Genomic DNA, 25,661 nt, shown 5'->3' on the forward strand with positions numbered 1-25,661 from the left:
GCGGGCTATGTCAGGCGTCGGTCCAACCGAGGCTGGGGACCGTGGTGGGACGCAGGGGGCCGGCGATCTGCAGGTTGAGGAAGTCCTCCTTGTTGCCGCACCCGCCTCGGGCCGCGCACGGCGCCCACGGTTCGGGGCGCAGCGGGAGGTCGAAGCCGGGGTCCAGGACGCTACCCAGCGGGGGCTGCTCCTGGGAGGAGTAGTTAGAGCAGCGGTAGGCCTGGCCGTGGATGTCGATGAACGCCGAGTCGTGGCCGGCGCGGCAGAGCATGCCCCGGCAGGAGGTCAGCCCGGCCAGGGCGGCCTCGGCCAGGGCCCGGTTCCCGCCGAGAGCGGCCAGGGTGTCCAGGGCGTCGGCGCTCTGGAGGACCGGCACGGCGGCGGACGGGTCCTGGGGGGTGGAGTCGGCGGTCGGGTCGTAGCCGTGGTCGACGTTGAAGCGCAGGCCGGCGGCGAGGGCGGCGTCCCGGGCGCGGGCCACGGCGTCGGCGTTGGTCTCGAACAGCAGGGTGTTGACGACCACGAAGCAGCCGTAGCGCTCCTGGGCGAAGACGGCGGCCTGGATGAACCGCTCCAGGTCGACCTGGCCGTCGTGCCAGGTCAGCCAGAGCGACAGCTTGCCGAGGTTCGCGTCCGCTTCGAGCTTGGGCAGCCGTCTCGGCAGCAGGATCGCGTTCGAGAGCAGCTCGACGTAGTCGACGCCGCTCTGCCGGGTCAGCCAGGCCGCCTTCTCCAGGAAGAAGGTGCTCGCGAACGGCTCGCCGAGGGTGCCGAGGCGGACCTTCACCGGGTAGGGGCGGGTCCCGATCCAGTTCACGACCTTCTCGTAGACGTCGCGGTCCTCGGGGTTCTTCCAGTCGTAGCGGTTGCTCATGGCCCATTCGCCGATGGACACGCAGCGGTCGCAGGACAGGTTGCACAGTCGCTGTCCGGCCACGTACCAGATCCGTACGGGCGCACTCATGAGGGTTCGCCTCCTATCCGAAGGTCGCGATCGGGCGGAAGTCCCGGCCGGGGAAGTCGGGCAACTGGTTGTGGCAGCGGCGGCACAGGAAGTCGTCCGGGGCCTGGTCGACGCCGAAGACCTTCCGGCGCAGCGCGACAGCCCGCTCGCCGGACATCAGCTCGTCGATCGAGCCGTCCCGGACGTGGGCGAAGGTCTCGCGCTGGTAGTAGTCGTTGCAGCACAGGAACAGGTCGCCGGCCACCGAGATGTTGACGTGCTGGAGCGGCCAGCCGCAGCCGGTCAGCTGTCCCTGAACGTGGACGTCCTGGGCGTACTCGCCGCCCAGCTCACCGGCCCGGTCGCAGGTCAGGCTCGGATACACCTCGGCGCCCAGGGGCGTGAAGTGCCGCTCCACGCCTGCAAGGTTTCGCTCCAGGCGCGCGCCGACCCCGTTGACGACGACCTGTACCGGCAGGCCGGCCGTCAGGGCCGCCTCTGTGTTGCCGATCGTGTGCCGGAAGTGCCGGGATCCGGTGAGGACGTTGAACTCGGTCTCCTCGGTGGAGGGGATGTTGACGATCAGGTGCTTGAGCACCCCGGTTCGCTGGAGCGCGGCGATCTTGTCCGCGGTCAGCGCGGAGGCGTTCGAGTACAGGGCCAGCGGCATCCCGCGGGCGGCCAGGACCTCCAGCCGCTGGACGAAGTGCCGGTCGAGGGTGGGCTCGTTGAAGAACTGGAAGGTCACGTACTGGGCGCCGACCGCGATGAGCTTGTCGGTGATCTCCTCGAAGAGGGGCATCGGCATCGTGCGGCGCGGCTTGGGGTCGGTGGCGACCGGGCAGGAGGCGCAGCCCCAGTTGCAGTGCGCGGTCACCTCGATCTCGCCGGAGATCACGCGGTACTCCCGGCACAGGAGGGCGGGATCCTGCAGCCATCCCCAGCCGGTCGCCGCCAAGACCCGGTCGGCCCCGAAGCGGGCCGCGAGCTCGCCGGTCGCGCGGGGGTGGGAGGCGGCGTAGCGCAGAAGGTCGAGAACCTCGACGTCGTCCTGCCACACGATCGTCCGGTCCAGTCCCACGATCCCGAACACTGCCGCCGGCGGAGGAGGCGGCCCGGTGGGGGCCTCGGGCCCGGAGGTGTCCGTCAGGTACACCACGCGCGCGTCGGCGCCGGGCCGGACGCTGGAGAGGTACGGACAGGTCTGCAGCATCGGCTCCGGGCTCTGCCCGGCGCGGCAGCCAACTTCGGCCATCACCAGGGGCGCCGGACGAGGGGCCGGGGAACGTGGCATGACGATGTCTCCCTTCGGAGCATGCGGGAACGAGACGGGCGCCGGTCCGCGGCACGGGCCTGAGCCGGCCGGGCGTGGCCGCTCGGAAGATCGAGCTTCGAGCACCTGTGCCTCAGGCGCGATGGCCTGGCGGGGGTCCCGTCGGGGGTCCCCCTGGCCGAACACCTCCCAGGCGGCCACGGACGGTGCTTGACTGACTACGTGACCGAGTGCACTCACCCGCTGGCCCACCAGCGCGCGTCCAGGGGCCTGACCCGGGTCGATCTCGCGAAACTCATCTGTGTTGCGGCCGAGCGGCGCGGCCTGCGCTCGGGCACCGACAAGCACCGGATCCGCAAATGGGAAGTCCTCGGGGTCACCCCGGAGGCCGAGACGCAGATCTACATTGCGGAGGCCCTGGAACTCCCGCTCGGCTTGGTCGACCCGGCTGCCTGGCCGCACTGGCTGCCCGCCGGGGACGGGGGCGTCGTGCCTCTCGGACCGACCAGCACCGTCATCGCACTGCGAGAGGCCCTCAACACCGCCATGGAACGTCTGGAACGACGCACCTTCCTCACCATCTCCGGGACCGCCCTCACCGCGCTCGCCACGGCCTGGGCCACCGGACCGGGGAGCGCGCTCGCAGCGCCGCAAGGGGACGGCAAGCTGGTCGGCGAGGACACGGTCACGGTCCTGGAGGGCATCAGCCGACAGCTCAACAGCCTGGCCACCGAGCAGCGCCAGCACGTCTCCGCCCTGCTGGACGCCCACCTCAAGACCGTCACCGACCTCATCGAGGGCGGCCGCTACGACAAGGCCAGCGGACTGCGCCTCCACACCCTGGCCGCTTCCCTCGCGCAGACGGCGGCATGGCACCGCTTCGACCACGGCCGCCACACCGCCGCCGGGAAGCTCTGGGTCGCCGGTCTCCACAGCGCCCACGCCACGGGCGACCCCGACCTCGGGGCGGCGATGCTCGGCGATCTTGCCTACCAGGCCGCCTGGCGTCAGGACCACACCACCGCCGCCGGAATCCTCCGGCAGGCCCTCAAGCGCGCCCAGCACCCCGCGGCCCGATCCCTTCTCCACCTCCGCCTCGCCCGCACGCTCGCTGCGCAGCAGGACAAGCAGCCTGCCCTGCGGGCCCTCGAAGCGGCCGAGCACCACTTCGGGGCCTCGTCCGGCCGGCCGCTGCCGGCCTGGTGCTCGTGGATGTCGGAAGCCGACCTCGCGGTCGACTCCGGCCAGGCCCTCCTCGACCTCGGAGATGCCCGCCGCGCCCACCAACTCATCACCGAGGGCCAAGCCCTCCTGCCCGACTCCCGCGCCAAAACCCGCGGCGTCTTCCTCGCCTACCAAGCAGCCAGTCACCTCCAGCTCAAGGAACCCGAACTCGCCGCCCACGCAGCCGAAGAAGCACTCACCCTCTCCCGCCGCATCGGCGCTCCACGCTGCGAACGGCTCGTCCAGGACCTCGTGCCGGACTTCCAGCCCTACTGCGCCGCTCCTGGCGTCTCCGACTTCCTCGCCCTCGCCGCGGCCTGACCCCCCCCACCAGGCGTTCGGCCGGCCCGGCTGCCCCGCCCTCCCACTGAAAGGGGCGCCTGCCGGGCGCCGGCCACACTGACGTGAACGCCGCGTCGTCGGGCGTGGGGTTCCTCGATTCGGCTGGTTCGCTTCGGGCAGTCCTGGGCTACCAGGAGGTGGGGCTGTTGAGTTCGGTGACGGGCTGGCGACCGGCCCGGGGGATGCCGAGGAGGGCGCGGGCATGGTGGGCCGCTTGGAGCTGCTCGGCCGCGGGTGGCCCCCAGTCGAAGAACTCCACGGCCTGCTCCGGAGTGGCCAGGATTCGGACGTAGGTGCGACCGGTCGCAGGGTCAGCGGTGGTGGAGCCGAGGCTCGTGAGGGCGGCGGCGTAGCGCACGCGCGCGCAGGGTTCATCGGGGTCGGACAGGTGCCCGAGATACCGGATGCTGGCCAGCTCCGCGGCGGCCTCCTCACGCGCTTCCCGGATCAACGTGGCCTCGGGGTCTGCGCGGTCCTCGGGTTCGGGAGTGCCGCCGGGCAGGCACGCTGCGCCGGTGTCCGGTTCGAGGAGCACGAGGACGCGCCCGTCCGGGGCGAAGGCCCAGGCCCAGGACTGGCGGACCGGGAGGCCGTCGGGGACGCGGCGGGTGTGGTGGAAGGGGAAGTGGTGGCGGGCTCGGGCGGTACGCAGAACGCCGACCCGGTCAAGGACGGTCGGGGCGATGGGGAGCCCGTCCTCCAGGAATGCGGGGCCGCCGCCGTTGATGCGGGCGCGGAGCGCGGACAGGGCCCGTCGGGCGTCGCCGGGAGACATCAGAGCGGGCAGTTCAGCGGGCTCGACGAAGTCGATGCCGTCGATCTCGCCCGGGCGGGGCCGGATCGCCGCGATCTGGTCCTCGTCCCAGACGCCGCCGTCGAAGACGTGCAAGAGCTCGCCGGGGAACCGCATGGCGGGCGGCGTGGTGCGGCCGGTGGGGGAGACCCAGTCGACGGCCAGCCCGCAGGTGACGGGCGCCAGGACGCCGAGCTCTTCTTCCATTTCGCGGGTGGCGCCCTGAGCGGGGGACTCGCCCTTGTCGACGGCGCCCCCGGTTAGCAGACGGGTGGGCCGGTAGGTCACGCTTTGAAGCAGGACCCGTCCTCGCCGGTCGGTGATCAGCACAGAGGTGCCGGCCCACAGGGCGTGCGAGGCGCGCAGCGCTCCGTATGCCTCTTCGTTCATCGCCACGCTGGGTGGTTCGTCAGGTGAGGTCGTCGTCATCTCATTCCGATCAGGTCGTGGGCTCGGGCTGCTGCGGGGGCAGTTGCCGCCTCGCCGTCCTGCGAGGTGAGGTCGGCGTCGTTGTTGTGGACGAGTGGCTGGGTCCACCGGCTGCGAAGGCGTGCCGTCGGCGGGGTGAAGACGTCATGGCGAGGCGGGCTGCGGAGCGGGCGGTTCGGGAGCGAGGACGATGGTCATCCACGGCACTGCCTCGTCGCGGAAGGACGCGTGGATCGGCACGAGGTCTGGGCCGCTGGTGTCGTCGAGAGCGGTGACGTTGATGCCGATCTCCGGGATGTCGCTGTCGATCGCCGCGATGCGGCTGCCGCAGGTCGGGCAGAAGCCGCGTTTCGCCTCGCCTGCGAAGGTCTCGTACCAGGTCGGCTCGCCGCCCTCACCTGTCCAGGTGACCGTCTCGAAGCCCACCCACCACATCACGGGTGTGCCGCCGAGCTTTTGACAGTGGGGACAGGTACAGGTGTGGGCAAAAACTGCTGGACCCCGAGTGGTGAAGCGGATGCGACCGCAGAGACAGCCGCCGGTGCGCTCCCCAGATGTATCGGCTCCCTGGGTGTCGGCGGCTGGGGTGGCGTTCATGAGGTGATCTCCCTGGCATTCTGGGCAAGTTGGGCAGTGTCCGGTCCTGAGCGCGACGGCTGTGCCGGATGCATCGACGGCCGGGTTCGTGTTCCCCGGCGGCGGGCTGCTCGGGGTGGCGGGAGGGTCTGTCTGGCCGGAATGGTGCGTTGAGCTGGGCATGGGACTCTTTGTCCGTCTTTCATCGGCCCGGGCCGATGCCACTGGTTGGGTCGTGACGTGAAGCGGGTTCACCGTGGGCCCGGTGGACTGGCCGTGAGTGCTGAGGCGCCCTGGCCGCCGCGCGGGAGGCCGAGACGGATGAAGTACTCGGTGGCGAGGATGCGGTCTCGTCGCCCGGTGTCGGCACGGGACAACAGGGCGGGAAGCGGACGTTCGCCTTGGAGCTGGCTGAGGTGTGAGCTGATGGCCGCCCATTTGCGGTCGAGCCAGGCCGTCACGTCCACGGTGGCGCTCACGTACTCGTCGGGCATGGACAGCAGGGTCTTCCCGACCCCGCTGAGCAGCGGACCGAGGTCGGCGATCCCGGACTGAGGATGGGTGGCCGCGTAGAAGGCGGCGGGCTGCCACGGCTCGCCGGCCTCCGGATACAGGTGCGGCAGGCCCGCGGCTTCGACGGCGAGGAGCGTGATCTGGTGGGTGCGCCGGTGGTCCGGGTGCCCGGTCAGCTGACCCAAGGCATCGTGTCCGACGACGAGATCGGGCTGGAAGTGCCTGATGTGTGCGACGAGGCGGCCGACAGCCTCGTCGAGGGGCGCATCGACGAGGCGTACGGCACCACCGGGTGCCGAGTCGGGGTTGCGCGCATCGGCGTAGCCGAGCAGCCGCGGCGTGCCGGCGCCCAAGGCGTCCAAGGCGGCCGCGAGTTCGGGGGCGCGATGGCTGCTGGCCGTCCAGGTGGCGGTGACGACCGCGGTGCGAGCGCCGGCGGCGGCGTGCTGGGCGAGGACTCCGCCGGCGAGGAGGGATTCGTCGTCCGGGTGTGCGAAGACTCCGAGGAGGGAGGGTGTGCTCGATTGCGTCACAGGGGCCTCCGGGCAGGGGCGGGGTGGTCAGGGAGCGGGTACGGGGGTGCCGGTGAGGTGCTCGGCCCGGCGGGCGATGAGTGGGGCGAGGGTGGGGTGGACGCCTCGGGCACAGGCCTGGAGGAGCTGGGCGAGCGCTACCAGTTCGCCGGTCCGGCCGGCGTCTGTGCTCAGCACGTGGGCGAACTCCTGCCGGATGCGGGCGGCGGTCGCGGGCGCGGCGAGCGTGTACGCGTGCAGAAGGCCGATGTCGTAGCCGACAGGTAGGCGCCCCCAGTTTTCCCAGTCGAGCAGAACCAGGGGTACGCCGGTGACGTTCGCCCAGTGCAGGTCGGCGTGCCCGGTCGTCGTCTCACAGATCCGCACCGGGTCGATGCCGACGAAGCGGCGGAAGTTCCGGTCGACCCAGCCCTGCCGCACGGATTCCCGGTCGGTGGGCACTGCCGCGAGCATGGCGAGCGCGGCCTTCAGATCCGACCACCAGGCGTCGGGCAGTGCGATGTCCCGGGAGAGGGCAGGACTGCCGCTGGTGACCGCTGGGACAGGCACGTACTCGGTGAGCTCGGCCCGGTAGGCGGCGTCCGACGCGGTCCAATCGAGAACGCCGCGAAGCCGCGGCCGCGGTACCGACCTGGGCACGTGCGTGTCCGCAGCCGCCGTGCCCTCCCACAGCCGTCCGCCGGCCTTGTCCGGCGCGGCGCAGACCACCCGCAGCCAACAGTTCCCGGCCCGGCGTCCCAGGGTGCGGCCCTGCCACCCCCACACCTCCGGCCCTGAGCCGGACACCTGGAACTGAAGAGCGGCGGTCGCGTGCGCTCGCCTCATCCGTTCACGGTCACCGCGCTCCGTCGGCGCGGTGAACACTGCCTCGCGTACCGCCGGTTCCACCGTCACACCCCCTCCGTCACGACGCCGGCCCCCAAGCGCCCAACGGGGCGGGGCAGCAGGGCGTCACGCCCAGGCCACCGGAACACCAGGCGGCAGTGCTCCTTGTCCAAAACATCCCCGGCGGGCAGCAGATCGTCGGGCGTCCCGGCCGGGTAGACGGTCAGGACGGGATCGGCATGCTGGTCGTTGTCATCGGCGCGCACGTGACGGTCCCAGGCCCGGACCATGGCCACAAGCCGCTCGGCGAGCTCAGGGCCCTGCTCGCCGAAGGCGTGGACGACCCACTCCCACTGTTTGTCCTCGGGGTGTTCACCGTCCTGGGTCTGGACGTGGGTGACGTAGGCGAGCGAGGCGTCGCCGACGATCGCGGGCGCGTCACGGCCCTTCCCGATGACGGTCACCCCTTCGGCTGGGTCCTGGTGAGCGGCCAGCCTGCAGAAGGCGGGCAGGGTGGTGGCCGCGTACAGCTGCAGGGAGCCGAAGTACGAGTTCGCCCCCATCGTCACGCCGGTGGCGAGCTCATGCCGCGGCCCGCGCAGCGCCTCCTCCAGGCCCGCCGTCTCGGCGGCGGTGCCGTGCTCGAAGCGGAGCGTCAGCCCGCCGTCGAGAAGGGACACGACCGGGATGCTCCGGGCCTGCTGTCCCTGGTCGCGGACGAATCCGCAGTAGGTGAAGTGGCGGGCGTGCAGCACCTGGCCGCGCCGCTCAAAGGTGACCGCCCTGCTGTAGCCGCCGATCTCCAGCGGCAGGACCAGGTGCCCGCCTTCAGCCAGCTGCTGGCGCCAGGCCGGGGCGATGTCCCAGCAGCTGTAGGTGATCACGCCGGCGTCGAAGCCGCCGCGGGGCACGAGGTGCGCGGGAGCGCCGAGGGCGGCGTCGGCTTCGACCGCGGTGACGCGGCCGCTGCCGGCCTCCGTGAGGAAGGCGCGGGTGCGGCGTACGACCCACGGGTCGATGTCGACGGTGACCACACGACCGTCGGGGGCGGTGACGTGGGCGATCAGCTCGGCGTTGTAGCCGCCGGAGCCTGCCTCGAACACGATCGCGCCCGGCTTGAGGTGGACGTGCTCGATCATGTCGGCCTGGAGCCAGGCCGCGGACACCGAACTGATCGCCGTGCCGGTCTCGTCGCGGCGGGTGATGACGGCGCGGTCGCCGCCGTCGTAAGCGGCCTCGAGGTTCACCTCCGGGGCGAAACGGTGGCGGGGCACGGTCCGCAGCGCCTGCTGGACCGGCTCGGATGGTGCCCAGCCGCCGTCGATCACCGTCTGGGCCATCGCCTGTCGCAGCCGGACTGCCTCGGCAGGCTCACCCGGCACGGGCGGCTGCTCGATGGCGAGGGGGTAGGAGACCACGGGCGGCAGGTCGGGAACGATCCCGGGCCACACGGCATCCAGCGCCGCCGCGGCAGGGACGAACACGTCCCCGACGCAGGCCAGAGCGTGCAGATCGTGGAACTCCCAGCGAGCGAACTTGTCAGGTTCGGGGTTGGCGAGCTGGCCGGACCAGCTGGTGACACGTACGACGGCCGTGAGCCGAGGGATGCCGTGGCTGTCGTCGACCAGCATCGACACCACGTGCGCGTCCGCCTCCTCGGCGAGCAGGCCGGTCTCTTCGCCGAGTTCGCGGACGGCCGCGGCGGCGAAGTCCTCCGGGCCGCGGGTTTTACCGCCGGGCAGTTCGAGCATGCCGCGGCGGGACCGGCCGAGCAGGACCCGGCCGGCGTCGTCGGTGACGACCGCGAGGGCGCCGGTGAGGGCATGGGCGGTGGTCGGCCGCTTCTCGACGGCCCTCGTGTCGGTGTGGCAGGGCCCGCGCAGGACCAGGAAGGCCAGGCCGTCCGCGTCCAGCCGCTCCACCGTCTCCCATCCGACGGCGAGCACGGCGATCTCGTCCTTGTCCAGGGCGATGCCGCGCCGCTCCTCGGGCGTGGTCTCCGCCACCGGGGTGATGATGACGAGAGCGCCGCCGTCGCGCAGCCGCTCACCCAGCCCGTGAACGACGCGACTCCTGTCCTGCACGAACGGGTACATCAGGCTGAGCGTGATCAGGTCGTACTTTTCGTCGTGAAGCGGGGCCGGGTCGTCGTGCTCGACGTCCAGGTGCAGCCAGCGCACGCCCTCGACGCCACTCTGCTCGTTCCGGGCCCGGGCCAGGGCGCTGTCGGTGAAGTCGATGGCGTCCACGGTGTAGCCGAGCGAGGCGAGGTAGGCGGCCAGCTCCCCGGTGCCGCAGCCTACGTCGAGCGCTCGGCCGCCGCCGTCGGGGACGGGCGTGTGCTCGGCGAGGAGTTCCCGCTCGCGCTCACCGAGCTGCCGGAAGGTCCTGCCCTCGCTGAAGTGCTTCTCCCACTGATCGCGGGCGGTGTACGTCAACGTGCTGCTCCTCGTGCGTAGTAGAGGTGGGGTCAGGGGCGTTGGGCGGCGCGGAGCCGGGCCAGGGTGCGCCGGCCGCGCTCCACAAGCTCGGGATCGCCGTGGGCTGTGCCGTAGGCGATGCCGGAGACGGAATCGAGGACGGACAGGGCCGTGAGCTGGGCCTCCTCCTCCGGGGTGAAGGGGCGGCCGTAGCCGTCCAACACGGCCTGAAAGAGGTCGGGGCGGCCGTGCCAGGCATCGGACAGCCGCACGAAGTCCCGTACTGCCGGCCCAACTTCCGACCGCTCGAAATCGATCACGTAGAGCGCATCGGCATCTTCATCCCATCGCAGATTGCGCAGCTGGAGATCACCATGCGTGGGGACCGCCTCCAAGGCGGGCAAGCCGGTGGCCTTCTCGGCGACAGCGCGGATGAAGTCCTCATCCCCGGGCGCCAGGTGGATGCGGGCGCCGTCCAGGTGCCGCTCCAGCTTCCCCAGCGGCAGGGCGCCGGCGGCCGGGCGCGGTGGGGCGCTGGTGTGGATGGCGGCCGCGAGCTGCCCGATGCGGTGAAAGATCCGGCGTTGCTGCTCGGGCGCGTACGTGGCGCCATGCAGGGACCGGCCTCCCACCACGGTGAGCACGACGGCCCGCAGATCCGCATCCGCAGCCACCAGGCGGGGCGCGGCCTCGCCAAGGCCAGCGACCCAGCCCCGGAGCGCGGCGACTTCGCGCTGATGGAAACGGCCATTCTGGTGGATCTTCACGTACCAGGTGCCGCCCTCGGCGCCGCGCGCCCGCCATACGCGGCTCTCCTCACGCGCCCAGGACGCGTCCGTCCAGGTGGTGATCCGGCCCACCGCCCGCTCGGCGAAGGCGCGCACCTCCTCCTCCGGGATCGCGCCCGGGCTGCCGGGTTCGGGGACCAGGACCGTGCGGTCGGCGTCCGGGGTGTAGGCGATCGGGTCGCCGGGCTCCTGGAAGTGCACGGCCATCCGCGCGCCGGCCCGGTAGGCGTCCAATCCGGCCCGGCAGTACGCCACCATCGGCTCCGGCAGGTTGTCGACCGCGAACCACCCCATGGCGTCGCAGACCCGATGCTCCATGACCTGCGGGATGCCCTGCCAGCGCTTCACCTCGAAGAACACCCCGAGGCGGGCGCCGCCGGCGGGGGAGCGGTGGTGCACGGTGACGGCCGCGCGGACGTCGGCAGGATCGACGACGATGCCAGCCTCTTCCCGGGTCTCGCGCACCAGGGCCGTGACCACGTCTTCCCACGGGCCGTCCAGGTGCCCGCTGACCAGATGCCAGCATCTCGCCGCGTACACGTCTCCGGCCCGCCGAGACAGCAGCACCTCGGGCTGCCCGGCCTCGCAGTCGCGCACGGCGATGAGGTGGACGTCGAGCGGCTCGGTGTGCCGCTGGGAGCCGGTCACGGAGCACCTCCGGGGCGGCGGCCGAGCAGCACCGTGAACACCGCGTCCTCCGGCAGGACCCTGCCGCGGGCATGGGCCTTAAGGAGACCGAGCGCCTCGGCCTCGAACTCGCGGTGACGGCCGGCGAACAGGGCGGGGCGGGCAAAGCTGGTGGTACGCAGGTAGCCGACGATGTCCTCGGGGGTCCAGACGCGGGCGACGGGGAAGTGGTGCTCGCTCACGTCGCTGAACGCCGAGTCGGCGAGGTCGTCCTCGTAAGAGCGGCCCGGTCCGGCGTACGTGCCGCGAGTGCCCGCGCGACGCTCCTCGCCAAGGTAGGTCTGGATCAGCCCCCGAAGGGCGGCGGTCCAGTCCGCTTCGTGGGTCCAGAGGCTGCCGTCTCCCATGATCGCCACGACGGCGTTCGGCGCGGCCACCCGACCGGCCATGTCCAGGACCTCGGGGCGGGACATCCAGTGAAAGGACCGGCAACTGGTGATCAAGGTGGGTGCTCGGCCGGGCGCGGTAGGGGTGAAGGTGTGGGCTTCGCCGGTGAAGGCGCTTACCGTGCAGGCCCCGCGGACCGGTTCGAGTGCGGCGCGGGCCGTTGCGGCGCGGGCCGTCTCGAGCATGTGCTGGTTCACGTCGACCAAGTCGATGTGAACCAGTCGGCGCAGGACGGGCAGCAGCGCGCGCGGGACCTGGCCGGTGCCAGTGCCCAGGTCGAGCAGGACGGGGTCGGGTACGCCGTGCTGGGTGGCGGCCAGGAGGTGAATTGCGGCGTCGGGCAGGCCGGGACGGTAGCGGGCGTAGTCGTCGGCCTCGGACCCAAACAGGGCATCCGAGACCGCCGCGGAGGCCGGCTGGTCGGGGCGGGTCATCGTGAATCTCCAGGAGTGTGGGGAAGTTGCCAGGTCAGGGCGCCGTTCGGGCTGGTGGCCCGCTGGACACCGTCGACGTCGAGGTGAAGCCGGTAGGCGGCCGGTTCGCCGGCCGCCCGCCAGCGGGCGGCGGCGTCCTGGACCTCCGCCCAGATGTCCCGCGGGCCGCAGATCGTCACCTCCCACTGGCAGCGGCCGGCGGCTCGCACGCGCATCCACGACCCGCACTCGGGCGCGCCGATCACAAGGTCCTCGGCCCCGAAGTGGCGAACCAGCCCAGGGTGCAGGGCGTCGAGGGCCAGCCACATGCCGCGCGCCGTGTCCGCCGGCGGCGCGACCCGGGTGCGCCGCGTCGGCCCGTCGGCCGTGGTGATCGTGTCGCGGAAGGAGGCGGACAGGAACAGCCGGTCGAAGCCGGCACCGGCGCGGTGCCCGAACTCGACCGCGCGCAGCTCCGCCTCCACGGGCCCATCCGGCCGCTTATCGATCACGGCCAGGCCCGGCCACGACGGCGACGACGTCCCGAGCGTCATCAGGGCGCGCCCGCCCGGCGCCAACTGCCTTACCAGGGCTGTCGGCACGCGGCGGACGGCGAAGGAGACGAAGACCCGGTCGTACGGGCCCGCGTCGGGCCAGCCTGCGGTGCCGTCCCCGGTCGCCGCAGTCGGCTGGTAGCCGAGTGCCAACAGGCGCTCGCGGGCGGCGGCGGTGACGTGCTGGTCGATGTCGAGGGTGACGACCCGGTCGTGGCCGCACACGAAGCACGCCACCGCCGCGGTCACCCCGGCGCCGGTCCCGACATCCAGCACGCGCTGCCCGGGCCGCAGGTCCAGGATCTGGAGCAGGTCGGCGGTCATGCCCATCGTGCTCGACATCGCGGTCATGGCGCCCCCGCGGCGCGGCCCGGCAGCGCGGCCGAGGACCGGCTCGCCATCGTGCTGGATCGAGACGCTGTCACCGCTGTGCAGCCGCTCCAGCAGCTCGTCCCGGTCCGCCGGGCGGGTCCAGTCCAGTAGATCCCATCGCGGCGGGGTCTCGTCGGGAGCGCTGCGCCGTACGTACGCCTGGGGCATCAGGACCTGGCGCGGCAGCGCGAGCAGAGCCTCGCGCACCGGCCCGGGGCGCAGCTCCCCACTCTCCTCCAGCCGAGCGACCATCGCCGCCCGGGCGTCCGCGGCCCCGGAGGTGTCGCCGGCGGACTGCAGCGGGAGGAAGGGGGCGATGGACGCGGCGGACTGGGCGGGGTCGCTGCGCCCGGTGCACCCGAGGGGCTCGGATGGGGCGGGCACGGCGGACGGCACCGCCGCCGTGTTCGGCAGCGTGTTCACGTGGCATCTCCTCCGGGCGAGCGGTCGTGACGGGCGTCTTCCGCCCGGGCGGGCGTGGGCACGGCCGCAGGGGCCGTCCGTAGCGGGGGCGACGGCGGTACGGGGTCGCCGCCTGTTCTGGGCGCGGCGGGCTGCTGGTCTGGCATGTGCCGCAGCGCACGCAGCGGGGAGTGGGCGAGGACCACTAGCGGGACGAGCAGCAGGAAGGTCCCGACGGTCAGGGTGGGCCGCACGCCGATCCACGTGCCCAGGCCGCCGGCGAGCAGCGCGGCCACGGGCCGGGCGCCGGCTGTCAGCCACGTGCTCACGGCCTGCATCCGCGCCTGCATCCCGACCGTGGTGATGATCTGACGAATCGACCGCTGGGTAGTGCCTGCGGCACCGGCGCAGGCGAGCTGCAGGAACAGCGCCGCTCCGAGCGTGATCTGCCAGCGAAGGCCGGGGTAGGCGAGCAGCAGCGGGAGCTGGGTCAGCGGGGTGATCGCGAGCGCGGTCAGCATCATCGGCCCCGGGCCCCACCGGCGGGCGAGCACTGGGGCGGTCAGTGCTCCGGCGGCCGCGCCCAGGGCGCCCAGGCCAAGAATCACACCGAAGGCGGTCGCGCCCATGGCGAGGGTCCTCAACAGGTTTGTTTCCGCAGAAGCTGTGTCCCCCGCAGATTGTGTCGCTTTACCGGGGGAACGCGGACCTGGCATGTTTCGCATGCGTTTTGTTCACCGTGTCGCTATCTCCAACGGCTGTCGTGGCGAACGCCACACTGTAGCGGGCGTCAAAGGTCAACGTGGGGTCGATTAGGTGGGCTGGCCGGAGTTCGGGTGGACGCTGCGCGAGCGGGTGGAGCGGAACAAGAGCGCCACCGTTTCGTAAGAGGGCGGCCTGCCTAACTCCTTCCCGGTCGTCTCGGGTCGGCCGCCGGTCAGAGCGCGGCGGAGGTCTGCGACGGCCGGGCCCGCCGGTCGTGCCGTCGGCGTGGGGTTAAAGCCAGCAGGACAGGCTCGGCTCCACGCTGTCGTGGGCGAACGGATCGATGCCATTTAGAAGGGCGGTGGGCGAACCCATCATCCGCTGCCGGTTGGCGGCGTCCGCATCACCGTTCGGCCTTCGAGGGCATCGGCAAGCCGCACGCGGAGGAGCGGGGCGTTCGGGCAGTCGGGCACGGTCCGCACCTTGATCCGCGTCGCCGTCTCCGGCTGATCGGACCCCTTCCACATCCCGTTCTTCGTCTGTCCCGGGACAGAACACCTAGCTGCTGCGCAGAGTTATGGCCGACACGGCTTCCGATGGGTGCAGATCTTGAGGTTGCGCGGTCGACCCAGGGCGGGGTGACCGGATCTGCCAGGGCAGCGGGTGACTGCCGAGCGTCGCACGACAGGGTTCCTGCGCCGTGCTGTCACAGAGCTGTCCATCGAGAACGGAGCCCTGCACGATCCCGATCGTCGTCAGCAGCGTGTCACTGCGCTCGCCGAGCGGCGGCTGCGGGACTGCTTCACCCGCTCCTGACCAAAGGAACGGCCAGCCCTTGGCCACCGCTCTAGAATCATCAGCGTGACGGCAAGTACTCATGACATCGAGAAGGCAGCCGGTGTGCTGCGCACCGGCGGCCTGGTGGCGCTGCCGACCGAAACCGTCTACGGACTGGGCGCCAACGCCGAGGACCCCGCCGCCGTCTCCCGCATCTTCCAGGCCAAGGGCCGTCCGCCCTCCCACCCGCTGATCGTTCACATCGCTGGTGCGGAGCAGCTGGACGACTGGGTCCAGGAGGTACCGGAGGCTGCGCGTCGGCTGGCCGAACGTTGCTGGCCGGGGCCGCTGACGCTGGTGCTGCGGCGCGGCTCCCGGGTGCCGCTGGAAGCGACCGGCGGCCTGGAGACGGTGGCCGTGCGCGTGCCCGACCACCCCGTCGCCCTTGCACTGCTCAATGCGTTCGGTGGTGCAGTCACGGCTCCGTCGGCCAATCGCTTCGGCTCCGTCAGTCCCACCACCGCGGCCCACGTCCGCGCCGAGCTCGGCGAAACCGTCGACTTCGTGCTGGACGGCGGCCCCTGCCGCGTCGGCGTCGAATCCACCATCGTCGACGTCACCAGCGGCACCCCGACCATCCTGCGGCCCGGCGGGGTGACCCGCGAGGAGCTCGAAGCGGTGCTGGGACGCCCGCTCGCGGTCCCCTCGACCAGCCAGGTCCGGGTGCCGGGCCAGCACCCGTCGCACTACGCGCCCCGTGCACGGGTCGTGCTGGTCGAGCCCGAGCAGGTCGTTACCGAAGCAGGGAGAGCACACGAACTGGGACACCAGGTGGGTGTCCTTCTGCCCGCCTGCCTCGCCGGCACTCCGGTGGAGGCGCACGCCGTCCTGCCGGTCCCGGCCGCGATGGCCGAGTACGCGCGCGGGCTGTACGGATTCTTGCGCCACCTCGACCAGCAGGGATGCGACCTCATCGTCGCCTCCGTTCCCGCGGAGGAGGGGCTGGGCCTGGCGATCGCCAATCGGCTCCGCCGCGCCGCGGGGCCCCGACCCGTCGTCTGACCTGTACCGGCCGTCAGTGACGCCGTTGCCCATCCGCCTCCGGCACACCCCGCAACCCGCGCTCCGCGCCGATCCGGCGGGGGCCAGGGGTGTGACAGGGCCGTACCAGGCCACCGGCCTGGCCCTGCCCATCAATCAGAAGTAGTCCGCCCGCCGGCCAGCCCGGGCGCCGCTGCGCCGGGAGTGGTCAGGACGCGGTGGGAACCGCCACGTCGAGGCCGCGCGTGGCGACGAGCTGCGCGCTGCCGTCGGCCAGCCGGTACGACAGTCCCACCACGCCGAGGCGGCCCGCCGCCACCGCGTCGGCCAGGATGCGGGAGCGCTCCAGCAGCAGGTCGACGGTGTGCTCGATGTGCTCGGCGAGGATCTCCTCGGGCTTCTCGCGTCCGGCGGCACGGGCGGCCAGCACGCTGGGAGTCACCCGTTCGACCACGTCGCGGACGAAGCCGCCCGGCGTCTTTCCGTTCTCCAGGGCGGAGCAGGCCGCGGCGACGGCGCCGCACGAGTCGTGGCCGAGGACGACGACCAGCGGCGCGTTGAGGACCGCGACGCCGAACTCGAGACTTCCGAGCACTTCGGTGCCGGCGACGTGTCCGGCGGTGCGGACCACGAACAGGTCGCCCAGGCCGCGGTCGAAGATGATCTCGGCGGCCAGCCGGGAGTCGGAGCATCCGAACAGCACAGCGAAGGGCTTCTGGGACGGTGCGGTCTCGGTGCGGCGGGCGGCGTCTTGGTTCGGATGCTCGGAGGCGCCGGAGACGAAGCGCTGGTTACCGGACATGAGCAGGTCGAAAGCGTCACGGGGCGTGGGTGTCAGGATCTTCTCGGTCATGTCGGCAGCCTACGAGGTGACATCAGCCCTTGCACCGGCCGACCCCGGGGTCCGCCGGTGCGCTCCACGCGGGGCCTGCGAGGCAGGCGCCCCGCGGCGGAGCGGCCCCCAGCGGGGGAGCGGCGCCTTCACGCTCACGCGTGAAGAGTGGTGCGACCGGTAAGCAATCCCCCTTCCCGATCGCCCCGAATGAATAGTGAAAGGGACGAATGTCCGAACGCGATCCGGCTTCATGCCGGTGAAACTCCCCGGAAGGGGATGCGTCGCGATGACAGTCAAGCGCTCAACCCGCCTCACCACCCTCCTCGCCCTGCCCGCTGCCCTCACGCTCGCCGTGGCGGCCCCGGCACTGGCCCATGACACGAACGACGCGGGCCAGCAGGCGCAGAACGGCCGGAGCTACAAGGTCGACCTGCGGCAGCTGAACGACTCGGGAGTCCGCGGAACCGCGCAGCTCACCCTGCAGGGCCGCCAGCTCACGGTGAAGATCAACGCCCAGGGCCTGGTCCCCGGACAGCCGCACGCCCAGCACATCCACGGGTCCACCAGCGGCCACGACTTCACCTGCCCCGACGCCAGCGCCGACAAGAATGGCGACGGCATTGTCACCACCGCCGAGGGCCTGCCCGCCTATGGAGACATCAACATCTCCTTGACCACCAAGGGCGACACCACCAAGGCCAGCGGTCTTGCCGTCGACCGGATGCCGGTCGCGGACAAGAACGGCAACCTGTCCTACTCGCGGACGATCACCGTGTCCCAGGCTGTCGCCGACAACATCACCTACCTGCACGTCGTCCAGCACGGCATCGACCCGAATGGTAACGGCGTGTACGACTTCGGCAAGGGCAAGAGTGAACTCGACCCGAAGCTGCCCCAGGAAGCCACCGCTCCTGCCAGCTGTGGCGTCATCGAAGGCCACAGCGGCGGCTCCATGGGTAAGTACTGACCCTCAGTGAAAGGGTGGCGCCCACCGCCATAAGGGCCGCAGCCGTTTCGCCCTCGCGACGGCCTCGGTGGCCACTTCGGCGCCGAGGCCGTCACCGTCCGTCCATCCAGGATTTCGGCCCCACCCGGTTCGCGCACCGTCTCGGTTGTCCGGGGAGCCGCCGTGCGCACCATCTGGCCTCTGTGGGAGTCGGGCATTCCGCCCCGTGCCACCCAGGAGGATCCCATGCCTGTCCGTCTCCGCTCCCGCAGTCTGCACATGGTTGTGGCGATCGCGGTGCTGTGTCTGCTCATCGCCCTTGTCGGCTGCTCCGCCTCCGGCGGGCCCGCGCCCGCCTCGCCGTCGCCCTCGACGCCGTCCGCCACGTCGGTCAGCGAAGAACGCATCGATATCAAAGACTTCCGCTTCGCGCCGGCCGACCTCACGGTCGCACCCGGAGCCAGGGTCTTCGTGGTGAACGAGGACTCCGCCCCCCACACCGTGACGGCAGAAGACGCCAACGCCTTCGACACCGGCACCATCGAAGGCGGTCAGACAGCCGCCTTCACCGCACCGCTCACTGCAGGCACCTACCGCTACGTCTGCGACATTCATCCGTCCATGACGGGCACTCTCACCGTCCGCTGACCAGCGCAGGCCACACGGCGTCTCACGCCGGAGCAACCCCATGCCCCATGATCTGACTCGCCCGGCCACTGCACACCGGAGATTGCGCGCAGTCGCCCGTCTCCTGGCCGCAGTCGGCCTTGCAGCCGACGCCTACTTCCACGCGCGCCTCGCCGACCGCTACGACGCAGTCTCCGCGACCCTCAGCCAGGGCACCCTCTTCAGTGTCGAAGCCGCCGTCGCCGCACTCGCGACGCTGCTGGTCCTCGCCTGGCGCCGCCCCCTGGCAGACGCCTTCGCCTGGACCGTCGCCGCCGGCGGACTCGCCACTCTCCTGCTCTACCGCTACGTCGACGTCGGTGAGCTCGGCCCCCTGCCCAATATGTATGAACCGGCCTGGTTCATTGACAAGAACCTCGTCGTCGTCGCCCAAGTGTTGGCACTCGTTGCCGCCTCGCTGCTCTTGCTCACCCGCCAGCGCCGACGGGGCCACGCCTGGCGTCCGGCATACCCGCGCGGCGGGCCCAGAGAATCAGCGGAAACTGGAGGGGAAGCCGCGCCAGGCTATGGCTCTCGCCGTCTTCGAACGGTGACGCCAGTCGTAGGCCATCTTGACGTTCGCCGGGAACACTCCGGCGAAGAACAGGGCGGTTGCCCGGGCGCTTGCCCTTCGGGTCGCCGGCAGCGCGAGACCGGCGGCCAAGGCCAGTTCGGCCACGGCGCTGGCCTTGGTCCAGGTCCGGGGGCTGCCCGGCAGAGAACGCGGCACGATGGAGTCGAACTGCCTGGGTGCGACCAAGTGAGCGACACCTGCCGAGGCCATCAGCCCGGCGAGCAGAAGCGCGGAACGCGCAGGGGACATGGAAAGGTCCTTCGGTCACGGGGGCGGGCAGGAGCGGACGCCTGAGCGTACCGATCGGTTGCGGCGACGCAGGCGGAGCGTGTGACGTTCACCGGCGACCGGAGATGAATATGGCGGCGTCCAGCGGGTCGGCCCCCCACACCGGGTCAGGAGCTGTGGCGGAGGGGCGAGGTGGGGATTCCAGACCGAGGACGTCGGCTGTGCTGCGGGTGGCGAGGTTGTGCCAGAGGCGCGAGCGGCTGATCATGGTGTGGCGGCCGCCGGGCATGCGGATGCCCCGGACGCGGGCCCCGGCCGCCTCGGCGCGGTGGAGGTAGTCCCAGGTGTCGCCGGCGGACGTTACCGGGTCGGCCGGGTCGTGCAGGGCGACGATGGTGCGGTGGGCCAGGTGGGTGACCGGCTCGCCAGGCGGGCACCAGGGGGCGAGGGCGACGACGCCGCGGACGTGCGGATCGTCGGCGGCGCGCAGCGCGGCCCGGGCTCCCATGGAGTGCCCGAGCAGTACCACGGGAACAGGGCCGGCCAGGTCCGCGAGTTCGGCCAGGGCGCGGCGTGTGTCGTGAACGGGATCGGCGCGTTCCGCGTTCCAGCCGCGCATCCGGTAGCGGACGTGCCCGATGAGGACGCCGGCATGGGAGGGGGCTTCGGAGAGCGTCCGGGCGAAAGCTCTCATTCTCAGGTCGGGCAGGTTGAGGGGTGGCGGGGGTGCGAGGGAGTCGGCACGTCCGCCGTGCAGGAGCAGTACCGCGCCTGCCGCGGGCAGAAACCGGGGCTCCGGCATCTGGAGAGCATGGAAGGCGCCGCCTCGCTCGGACGTGCTCATTTTGTACTCTCCTGCGTGCCGCGAGCGGTCTTGCGGGGTGGCCAGGGGACGAAGCCACTGGTGCGGGCAGCGTATGCGGCGTAGCCGGGGCGGTGGGCCATGTGCTTCTCCAGGAGGCGTTTGCCGCTGCCTACGGTGAGGAGCAGGGTCATCAGGACCGGGGAGACGAGGACGGCGAGGGCGGGCTGCCAGGCGGTGCCGGCGAGGAGGTACAGGCCCCACCAGACGAGGCTGTCGCCGAAGTAGTTGGGGTGCCGGGTCCAGGCCCACAGGCCCTGGTCCATGATCCGTCCCCGGTTGGCGGGGTCCGCCTTGAAGCGTGCGAGCTGGTGGTCGCCGACGGCCTCGAAGGCGAGTCCGGTCGCCCAGACCGCGAGTGCGCAGTACGCCAGGGCGTCCAGGGGCGCGGAGCTGTAGGAGGCGGCCTGGACGGGAAGGGAGATCAGCCAGACGAGGGCGGCCTGGCCGAGGTAGACGGTGCGCAGCGCGTAGAGGGTCCGGTTGCCGGGGGCCTTGTCGAGGAGGGCGGTGTAGCGCGGGTCCTCGCCGTGGCCGCGGGAGCGATGGGCGATGTGGGCCGCCAGCCGCAGTCCCCAGACAGCGGTCGCCGCGGCGACGAGCAGGCGTCGGCCGTCGTCGCCGTGTCCGGCGGACAGCAGCCAGGTGACGGCGGCGACGGCGGCGAAGGCGAGGCCCCAGGCGATGTCGACGATCCGGTGCAGTCCGCGGCGTACGGCGACGGCGAAGGTGGCGAGGAGTACCGTCAGCGCCGTGGCCGCGGTGGCGGCGAGGTTGGCGCCGAGGGCGCCCCAGTCGGTGGCGCTCACGCCGGGTCCGTGGGGGTGTACCAGGCGGCGGGGGTGGCCGGCATGGTCGAGGCTCCTTCGCGGGTGGGTCGTACGGCGAGGATCTGGTCGACGCCCATGCGGCGTTCGGTGAAGGCGAGCGAGGCACCGGCGAGGTAGAGGCGCCATACGCGGGCGGTGGTCGTTCCGACGAGGGCCTCGATGTCGCTCCAGCGCTGTTCGAGGGTGGCGCGCCAGGCGTCGATGGTCGCCGTGTAGTGCTCGCGGAGCGATTCGGTGGAGCGGGTCTCCAGGCCGGCGTTCTCCAGCAGGTCGACGGTGCGGCCGACGGGGCGCATGTGCATGTCGGGGGCGATGTAGGTCTCGATGAAGGCGCCTCCGCCGGGCGCGTGGGAGCCCCGGGACATCTGCTGGATCAGGAGCCGGCCCTCGGGGCGCAGGGCGTCGTGGAGCTTGGCGGCGAAGGCGGGGTACTCGGCGTCGCCGACGTGCTCGCCCATCTCGACGGCGGCCGCCGCGTCGTATCCGCCCCCGTCGATCTCACGCCAGTGCCGCAGATGGACGTTCACGAGATCGGCCACCCCCTCGCGTGCGGCGCGTTCGGTGACGAAGTCGTGCTGGGCGCGGGACAGGGTGACGGCGGTGACGCGCGCCTTGTACGCGCGGGCCGCATGGACGGTGAGGGAGCCCCAGCCGCAGCCGACGTCGAGCAGCCGGTCCCCGGGGCCGAGGCCGAGTTTGCGGCAGATCAGGTCGAGTTTGTCGCGCTGCGCGTCGGCCAGGGCGTAGGTCGGGTCGTCGGGCCGGGTCCAGTACGCGCAGGAGTACGCCATCGACTCGTCGAGGAGAAGGCCGTAGAAGTCGTTGGAGAGGTCGTAGTGATGGCTGATGCCCGCGCGGTCGCGCGAGAGGCTGTGCAGGCTGCCGGTCAGGCGGGCCCGCCCGTCGGGGCGCTTCGGGGGCGGGCCGACGGCACCGAGGCGTACCGCGAGGGCGGTGGCCGCGGCCATGCCCGCCGGCCCGGGGCGGGTGGCCGGCCGGTCGCGGACGCTCCGGCCGGCTCGGGAGAGGGCGTCGGCGAGGTCGCCCTCGACCTCGAGGTCTCCGGTGACGTACGCCTCGGCCAGGCCGAGCTCGCCCGGCTGCCACAGCAGCCGCCGCAGGGCGTCGGGCGAGCGGAGGACCACCGGGGGCGCGTCCGCCGGGCCCGTCTGGCTGCCGTCCCAGGCGCGCAGGCGCACGGGGAGCGGCCCCGGGAGGAAATGGCCGAGGAGTTGTGCGAGTCGGTCGGCGGCGGGGCTCATCGGGTTCCTTCGGTGAGGAGGAGCTGGCGGACGTCGAGGTAGCGGGAGCGGAATCCGGATTCCGAGTGGGCGAGGTAGAACTCCCACATGCGCTGGAAGACCGGGTCGAAGCCGAGCCCGGTGACCGCGGGGCGGTGGGCGGTGAACCGTTCGCGCCACAGACGCAGCGTCTCGGCGTAGTGGTCGCCGAAGCCGACGTCGGCGAGCGTGCGCAGACCCGCGGCGGCGGAGTGCTCCGCGATGGCCTCGCGGGAGGGGATCAGGCCGCCGGGGAAGACGTACTTGCTGATGAAGGTGTGGGTGGCGGCGGTGTGGAGCATCTGCTGGTGGCCCATGGTGATGGCCTGTAGGGCGATCCTGCCGCCGGGCGCGAGCGCGCGGCGCAGGGCCGTGAAGTAGGCGGGCCAGTAGTCGGCGCCGACCGCCTCGATCATCTCGACGCTGATCACTGCGTCGAACCGGCCCTCGGCGTCGCGGTAGTCGCGCAGCAGGACGTCCACCCGGTCGGCGAGTCCGGCGGCCGCGATCCGCTCGCGGGCCAGGGCGGCCTGTTCGGCGGAGAGGGTCAGGGTGGTGACCCGTGCGCCGCGGGCGGCGGCCCGCAGGGCGAGTTCGCCCCAGCCGGTGCCGATCTCCAGCAGCTGGGTGCCCTCGCCGACCTCGGCGAGGTCCAGGAGCCGGTCGATCTTGCGGTGCTGCGCGCGGGCGAGGGACTCGGAGCGGGCGGGAAAGGCGGTGAAGACGGCGGAGGAGTAGGTGAGGGTGGGGTCGAGGAAGGTGGCGAACAGGTCGTTGGACAGGTCGTAGTGGCGCTGGATGTTGGCACGTGCCCCGTCGCGAGTGTTCCGGTCGGCGGCGGGGCGGGCGGGCACCCACAGGCCGCGCAGCCGCCGCAGCGGAGCGGGCACCAGCTCCTCCACGTGGCCGGCGAGGACGGTCAGGACGCCGGCCAGATCGTCACTGTCCCATTCACCGGCCAGGTAGGACTCGCCGAAGCCGATCAGACCGTGCCGGCTGATACGCCGGTGGAAGGCGTCCGGGTTGTGGAGCGTCAGCTGCGGGCCGACGGCCGACGGGCGGGCGCGGCCTGATGGACCGGTCAGGGCCAGCCGGTCCAGGGCGCGGCTCGCCAGGTACCTGGCGACGGCGGTCCGGGCGCGTCCGGCCGACGGCACCTGGGCCACGTCCGGCCAGCGGCGGGCGTCGACGTCCGCACGGCGGACGGCGGGCGCGGCGGCCGCGGGGCCGGTGCCCGGCTTCTGCGGGGGGATCCCGACGGCTCGGCCGGCGGGCCGGTAGCGGCCCTGAGAGGTGAGGGCGGGGCGGGTCACGGCAGCATGCCTTTCTGCGGAGTGGAACGGGGCCGGGGGTGTACGGGCAGGCCGCGCAGCAGCAGGTGGATCCCGTGGCGGCGGATGCCGGCCCAGACCGCGGCGGTGGACCAGGGCCTGCGGGCGGCGGCGGACAGCAGGCCACCTACGGTGGCGGGCCGGCGGCGGCCGCGGACCACCGCGGTGAACGCCTGGCCGTTTGCGTTGTCGAGGTGAACGGTCAGCGTCAGCCGCTCACCGGGCACCGGCAGCCGCATCCGGTAGTGGCCCTCGACCGCGAAGAACGGCGAGACGTAGAACTCCTTGTCCACCTCCGCCTCACCGGCCTCGTCGGTACGCAGGAGGTAGCAGTGGCGCTGCCCGTAGGTGTTGTGGACCTCGGCGACCACGCACACCAGCGCGCCCGAGGAGTCGTGGCACCAGAACACGCTCAGCGGGTTGAAGACGAACCCGAAGACGCGGGCGTGCGCGAGCATCACCACCCGCCCGCCGTCTAGGTCGACGCCGTAGGTGGCGAGGAAGGCGTCGAGCCCGGCGCGCAGGAACCCGGCGGATCCGCCGAAGTGGTCGCGGGCGTCGAAGCGGGCGAGCGGACGCAACGGCCGGGGCAGCACCGGCAGCCGGTCGACGTCCACGCACCACAGGTACGTGCAGTGCCGCAGCGCGTGGCGCAGCGGCGTGCGGCGGACGTGAGTGATCACGCACTCGTACAGCGCCGGCGTTCCGGCCTTGGTGCGCGCGGCGGTGGTGTCGGATCGAGTCACCAGCTCACCCCCAGGGAGCGGGCGGCCTCCACGCCGGAGCGGCAGCCGTCCTCGTGGAAGCCCCAGCCGTGCCAGGCACCTGCGTACGCGGTCGTGCCCGTGTTGAGACGGGGCAGCTCCCGCTGTGCGGCCACCGAGGTCGGGGTGTACACCGGGTGCTCGTACACCATCCGCTCCACCACCCGGCCCGCGGCGATGCCGTCCTCGGTGCCGAGGGTGACGACGTAGTCGGCGCCGGCGGGCAGCTGCTGGAGCCGCTGCATGTCGTAGTTGACGCGGACGGGCTCGGCCGAGGGATCGCAGCCGGTCATGCGGTAGTTCCAGCAGGCGCGGGCGCGCGGCGCGCGGGGCAGGACGGAGGTGTCGGTGTGCAGGACGGTGGGGTTGCGGGAGTATGTGAAGGCACCCAGGAGTCGCTTCTCGTCCGTGGTCGGGTCCGCGAGCATGCGCAGCGCCTGGTCGGGGTGGGTGGCGATGACGACGGCGTCGTGGGCGTCGGTGGATGCGTCGCCGGTGGTGATCAGCACGCCTCGGCTGGTACGCCGGACGGCGTCGACGGGGCTGGAGGTGTGAATGCGCTGGATGTGCTTGGCGGCGGCGGTGACGTAGGCGGCGGAGCCGCCGGTGACGGTCTTCCACTGCGGGGAGCCGGTGAGGGACAGCAGGCGGTGGTGGTCGAGGAAGGCGAAGAGGTAAGCGGCGGGGTAGGACAGGGCGGTGTGTGCCGGGCAGGACCAGACCGCGGAGACCAGCGGGAGGGCGAAGTGGCTGACGAAGTAGGAGGAGAACCCGCCCTCGCGCAGGAAGTCCCCGAAGGTGATGCCCGCATGCGGCTGTCGGGCCAGCAGGCGGCGGGCGCCGCGGTGGAAGCCCGGAACCTCCGCCAGCAGCCGCAGGTAGCGGCCCCGCAAGGTGGGACGGGAGGCGAACAGAGCTGCCGGGCCTCGGGCGCCCGCGTACTCCAGGCCGCAGCCGTCGCAGCGGACCGACATGCTCATCTCGGCTTCCTGCGTGCCGATCCCCAGCTCCCGGAACAGACGGAGCAGGGTGGGGTAGGTGTGTTCGTTGTGGACGATGAACCCGGAGTCCACGGCGACCTGCCGCCCGCTGGGGGCCGGCAAGTCGCGGGTGTGGGCGTGGCCGCCGAGCCGCCCGTCCGCCTCGTACAGGGTGACCTCGCACGAGGACGCCAGGACGTAGGCGGCGGATAGGCCCGCCACTCCCGCGCCGATGACCGCCACTTTCCGGTCTGCCACCACAACCGCTCCCGCCACTCGACACGCCGCCAGGCTGCTGCGTTTCACCCGTAATTCGCAGCGGCCCGACGGCCGGATTGGAGGAGATCTACGGCAGTGCGGCACTTGCC

Annotated in this window: 23 protein-coding genes and 2 pseudogenes; 5 read left to right on the top strand and 20 right to left on the bottom strand. The window is 72.1% G+C overall.

Annotation, left to right across the window (positions count from 1 at the left end; genetic code table 11):
* Window positions 1-10 precede the first annotated feature (10 nt).
* On the bottom strand, window positions 11-964 hold the full coding sequence (locus ACGFZF_RS14550; protein WP_392582252.1) for a hypothetical protein: 954 nt from the start codon (window positions 962-964) through the stop codon (window positions 11-13).
* A 13-nt stretch (window positions 965-977) separates the two neighbouring features.
* The gene (locus ACGFZF_RS14555; RefSeq protein ID WP_392582251.1) at window positions 978-2,237 is read right to left on the bottom strand and encodes a radical SAM/SPASM domain-containing protein; all 1,260 of its coding nucleotides are present in this window, start codon (window positions 2,235-2,237) and stop codon (window positions 978-980) included.
* A gap of 201 nt (window positions 2,238-2,438) precedes the next feature.
* Here ACGFZF_RS14555 and ACGFZF_RS14560 point away from each other — a divergent pair, with 201 nt between their 5' ends.
* Window positions 2,439-3,761, top strand: a complete 1,323-nt coding sequence (locus tag ACGFZF_RS14560) for an XRE family transcriptional regulator (protein WP_392582250.1) — start codon at window positions 2,439-2,441, stop codon at window positions 3,759-3,761.
* 148 nt (window positions 3,762-3,909) lie between these two features.
* Here the strand turns inward: ACGFZF_RS14560 and ACGFZF_RS14565 are convergent, their stop codons facing one another.
* The 9 genes from ACGFZF_RS14565 to ACGFZF_RS14605 all read right to left on the bottom strand — a co-directional run bounded on the left by ACGFZF_RS14565 (window position 3,910) and on the right by ACGFZF_RS14605 (window position 14,103).
* Window positions 3,910-4,965 (bottom strand): NUDIX domain-containing protein, encoded by a 1,056-nt coding sequence (locus ACGFZF_RS14565; protein WP_392582249.1) that lies wholly within the window; start codon window positions 4,963-4,965, stop codon window positions 3,910-3,912.
* A gap of 183 nt (window positions 4,966-5,148) precedes the next feature.
* Window positions 5,149-5,601, bottom strand: coding sequence for a GFA family protein (locus ACGFZF_RS14570; RefSeq protein ID WP_392582248.1), 453 nt, complete (start codon window positions 5,599-5,601; stop codon window positions 5,149-5,151).
* A gap of 230 nt (window positions 5,602-5,831) precedes the next feature.
* Window positions 5,832-6,626, bottom strand: coding sequence for a PIG-L deacetylase family protein (locus tag ACGFZF_RS14575; protein WP_392582247.1), 795 nt, complete (start codon window positions 6,624-6,626; stop codon window positions 5,832-5,834).
* Between the two features lie 27 nt (window positions 6,627-6,653).
* Window positions 6,654-7,451: a hypothetical protein gene (locus tag ACGFZF_RS14580; protein WP_392582246.1), complete on the bottom strand. Its 798-nt coding sequence runs from the start codon at window positions 7,449-7,451 to the stop codon at window positions 6,654-6,656.
* Between the two features lie 65 nt (window positions 7,452-7,516).
* Window positions 7,517-9,889, bottom strand: a complete 2,373-nt coding sequence (gene fxlM / locus ACGFZF_RS14585; protein ID WP_392582245.1) for a methyltransferase, FxLD system — start codon at window positions 9,887-9,889, stop codon at window positions 7,517-7,519.
* Window positions 9,890-9,921: 32 nt separating this feature from the next.
* Window positions 9,922-11,307, bottom strand: coding sequence for a phosphotransferase (locus tag ACGFZF_RS14590; protein ID WP_392582244.1), 1,386 nt, complete (start codon window positions 11,305-11,307; stop codon window positions 9,922-9,924).
* The gene (locus ACGFZF_RS14595; protein ID WP_392582243.1) at window positions 11,304-12,167 is read right to left on the bottom strand and encodes a methyltransferase domain-containing protein; all 864 of its coding nucleotides are present in this window, start codon (window positions 12,165-12,167) and stop codon (window positions 11,304-11,306) included. The genes ACGFZF_RS14590 and ACGFZF_RS14595 overlap by 4 nt, the downstream gene beginning before the upstream one ends.
* Window positions 12,164-13,495 (bottom strand): methyltransferase domain-containing protein, encoded by a 1,332-nt coding sequence (locus tag ACGFZF_RS14600; RefSeq protein ID WP_392582242.1) that lies wholly within the window; start codon window positions 13,493-13,495, stop codon window positions 12,164-12,166. The genes ACGFZF_RS14595 and ACGFZF_RS14600 overlap by 4 nt, the downstream gene beginning before the upstream one ends.
* Window positions 13,492-14,103: a hypothetical protein gene (locus ACGFZF_RS14605; protein WP_392582241.1), complete on the bottom strand. Its 612-nt coding sequence runs from the start codon at window positions 14,101-14,103 to the stop codon at window positions 13,492-13,494. The genes ACGFZF_RS14600 and ACGFZF_RS14605 overlap by 4 nt, the downstream gene beginning before the upstream one ends.
* 739 nt (window positions 14,104-14,842) lie before the next feature.
* Between ACGFZF_RS14605 and ACGFZF_RS14610 the strand changes: the two genes are divergently transcribed.
* Together ACGFZF_RS14610 and ACGFZF_RS14615 are read left to right on the top strand one after the other, a co-directional pair.
* Complete coding sequence (locus tag ACGFZF_RS14610; RefSeq protein ID WP_392582240.1) at window positions 14,843-14,995, top strand: hypothetical protein; 153 nt, start codon at window positions 14,843-14,845, stop codon at window positions 14,993-14,995.
* 45 nt (window positions 14,996-15,040) lie between these two features.
* Entirely contained in the window at window positions 15,041-16,018 is a 978-nt protein-coding gene (locus tag ACGFZF_RS14615; protein WP_392582239.1) for an L-threonylcarbamoyladenylate synthase, read from the top strand.
* Window positions 16,019-16,205: 187 nt separating this feature from the next.
* On the opposite strand, the gene ACGFZF_RS14620 is transcribed toward ACGFZF_RS14615, so the two are convergent.
* Complete coding sequence (locus ACGFZF_RS14620; RefSeq protein WP_392582238.1) at window positions 16,206-16,850, bottom strand: carbonic anhydrase; 645 nt, start codon at window positions 16,848-16,850, stop codon at window positions 16,206-16,208.
* Window positions 16,851-17,118: 268 nt separating this feature from the next.
* Here ACGFZF_RS14620 and ACGFZF_RS14625 point away from each other — a divergent pair.
* Both ACGFZF_RS14625 and ACGFZF_RS14630 read left to right on the top strand, forming a co-directional pair.
* Window positions 17,119-17,787, top strand: a pseudogene (locus ACGFZF_RS14625) (hypothetical protein); the annotation flags it as partial.
* A gap of 174 nt (window positions 17,788-17,961) precedes the next feature.
* The gene (locus tag ACGFZF_RS14630; protein WP_392582237.1) at window positions 17,962-18,426 is read left to right on the top strand and encodes a cupredoxin family copper-binding protein; all 465 of its coding nucleotides are present in this window, start codon (window positions 17,962-17,964) and stop codon (window positions 18,424-18,426) included.
* A 22-nt stretch (window positions 18,427-18,448) separates the two neighbouring features.
* Here ACGFZF_RS14630 and ACGFZF_RS14635 read toward each other — a convergent pair whose 3' ends face one another.
* The 8 genes and pseudogenes from ACGFZF_RS14635 to ACGFZF_RS14670 all read right to left on the bottom strand — a co-directional run bounded on the left by ACGFZF_RS14635 (window position 18,449) and on the right by ACGFZF_RS14670 (window position 25,551).
* Window positions 18,449-18,838 (bottom strand): hypothetical protein, encoded by a 390-nt coding sequence (locus ACGFZF_RS14635; RefSeq protein ID WP_392582236.1) that lies wholly within the window; start codon window positions 18,836-18,838, stop codon window positions 18,449-18,451.
* Window positions 18,839-18,872: 34 nt separating this feature from the next.
* Window positions 18,873-19,267, bottom strand: a pseudogene (locus ACGFZF_RS14640) (DoxX family protein).
* A gap of 88 nt (window positions 19,268-19,355) precedes the next feature.
* Window positions 19,356-20,048 carry an alpha/beta fold hydrolase gene (locus ACGFZF_RS14645; RefSeq protein ID WP_392582338.1) on the bottom strand — a complete coding sequence of 231 codons (693 nt, stop codon included), beginning with the start codon at window positions 20,046-20,048 and terminating at the stop codon, window positions 19,356-19,358.
* Between the two features lie 38 nt (window positions 20,049-20,086).
* Window positions 20,087-20,917, bottom strand: coding sequence for a DUF1295 domain-containing protein (locus ACGFZF_RS14650; protein WP_392582235.1), 831 nt, complete (start codon window positions 20,915-20,917; stop codon window positions 20,087-20,089).
* Window positions 20,914-22,200: a class I SAM-dependent methyltransferase gene (locus ACGFZF_RS14655; RefSeq protein WP_392582234.1), complete on the bottom strand. Its 1,287-nt coding sequence runs from the start codon at window positions 22,198-22,200 to the stop codon at window positions 20,914-20,916. Before ACGFZF_RS14655 ends, ACGFZF_RS14650 begins: the two co-directional genes overlap by 4 nt.
* A complete protein-coding gene (locus ACGFZF_RS14660) occupies window positions 22,197-23,531 on the bottom strand; it encodes a class I SAM-dependent methyltransferase (RefSeq protein ID WP_393554041.1) in 1,335 nt (444 codons plus the stop codon). Before ACGFZF_RS14660 ends, ACGFZF_RS14655 begins: the two co-directional genes overlap by 4 nt.
* Window positions 23,528-24,295, bottom strand: coding sequence for a DUF1365 domain-containing protein (locus ACGFZF_RS14665; RefSeq protein WP_392582232.1), 768 nt, complete (start codon window positions 24,293-24,295; stop codon window positions 23,528-23,530). The genes ACGFZF_RS14660 and ACGFZF_RS14665 overlap by 4 nt, the downstream gene beginning before the upstream one ends.
* Window positions 24,292-25,551: an NAD(P)/FAD-dependent oxidoreductase gene (locus tag ACGFZF_RS14670; RefSeq protein WP_392582231.1), complete on the bottom strand. Its 1,260-nt coding sequence runs from the start codon at window positions 25,549-25,551 to the stop codon at window positions 24,292-24,294. Before ACGFZF_RS14670 ends, ACGFZF_RS14665 begins: the two co-directional genes overlap by 4 nt.
* Window positions 25,552-25,661: the final 110 nt, after the last annotated feature.

Origin of the sequence: Streptomyces sp. NPDC048338, from assembly GCF_043201055.1 — a bacterium.
Classification (GTDB): Bacteria; Actinomycetota; Actinomycetes; order Streptomycetales; family Streptomycetaceae; genus Streptomyces.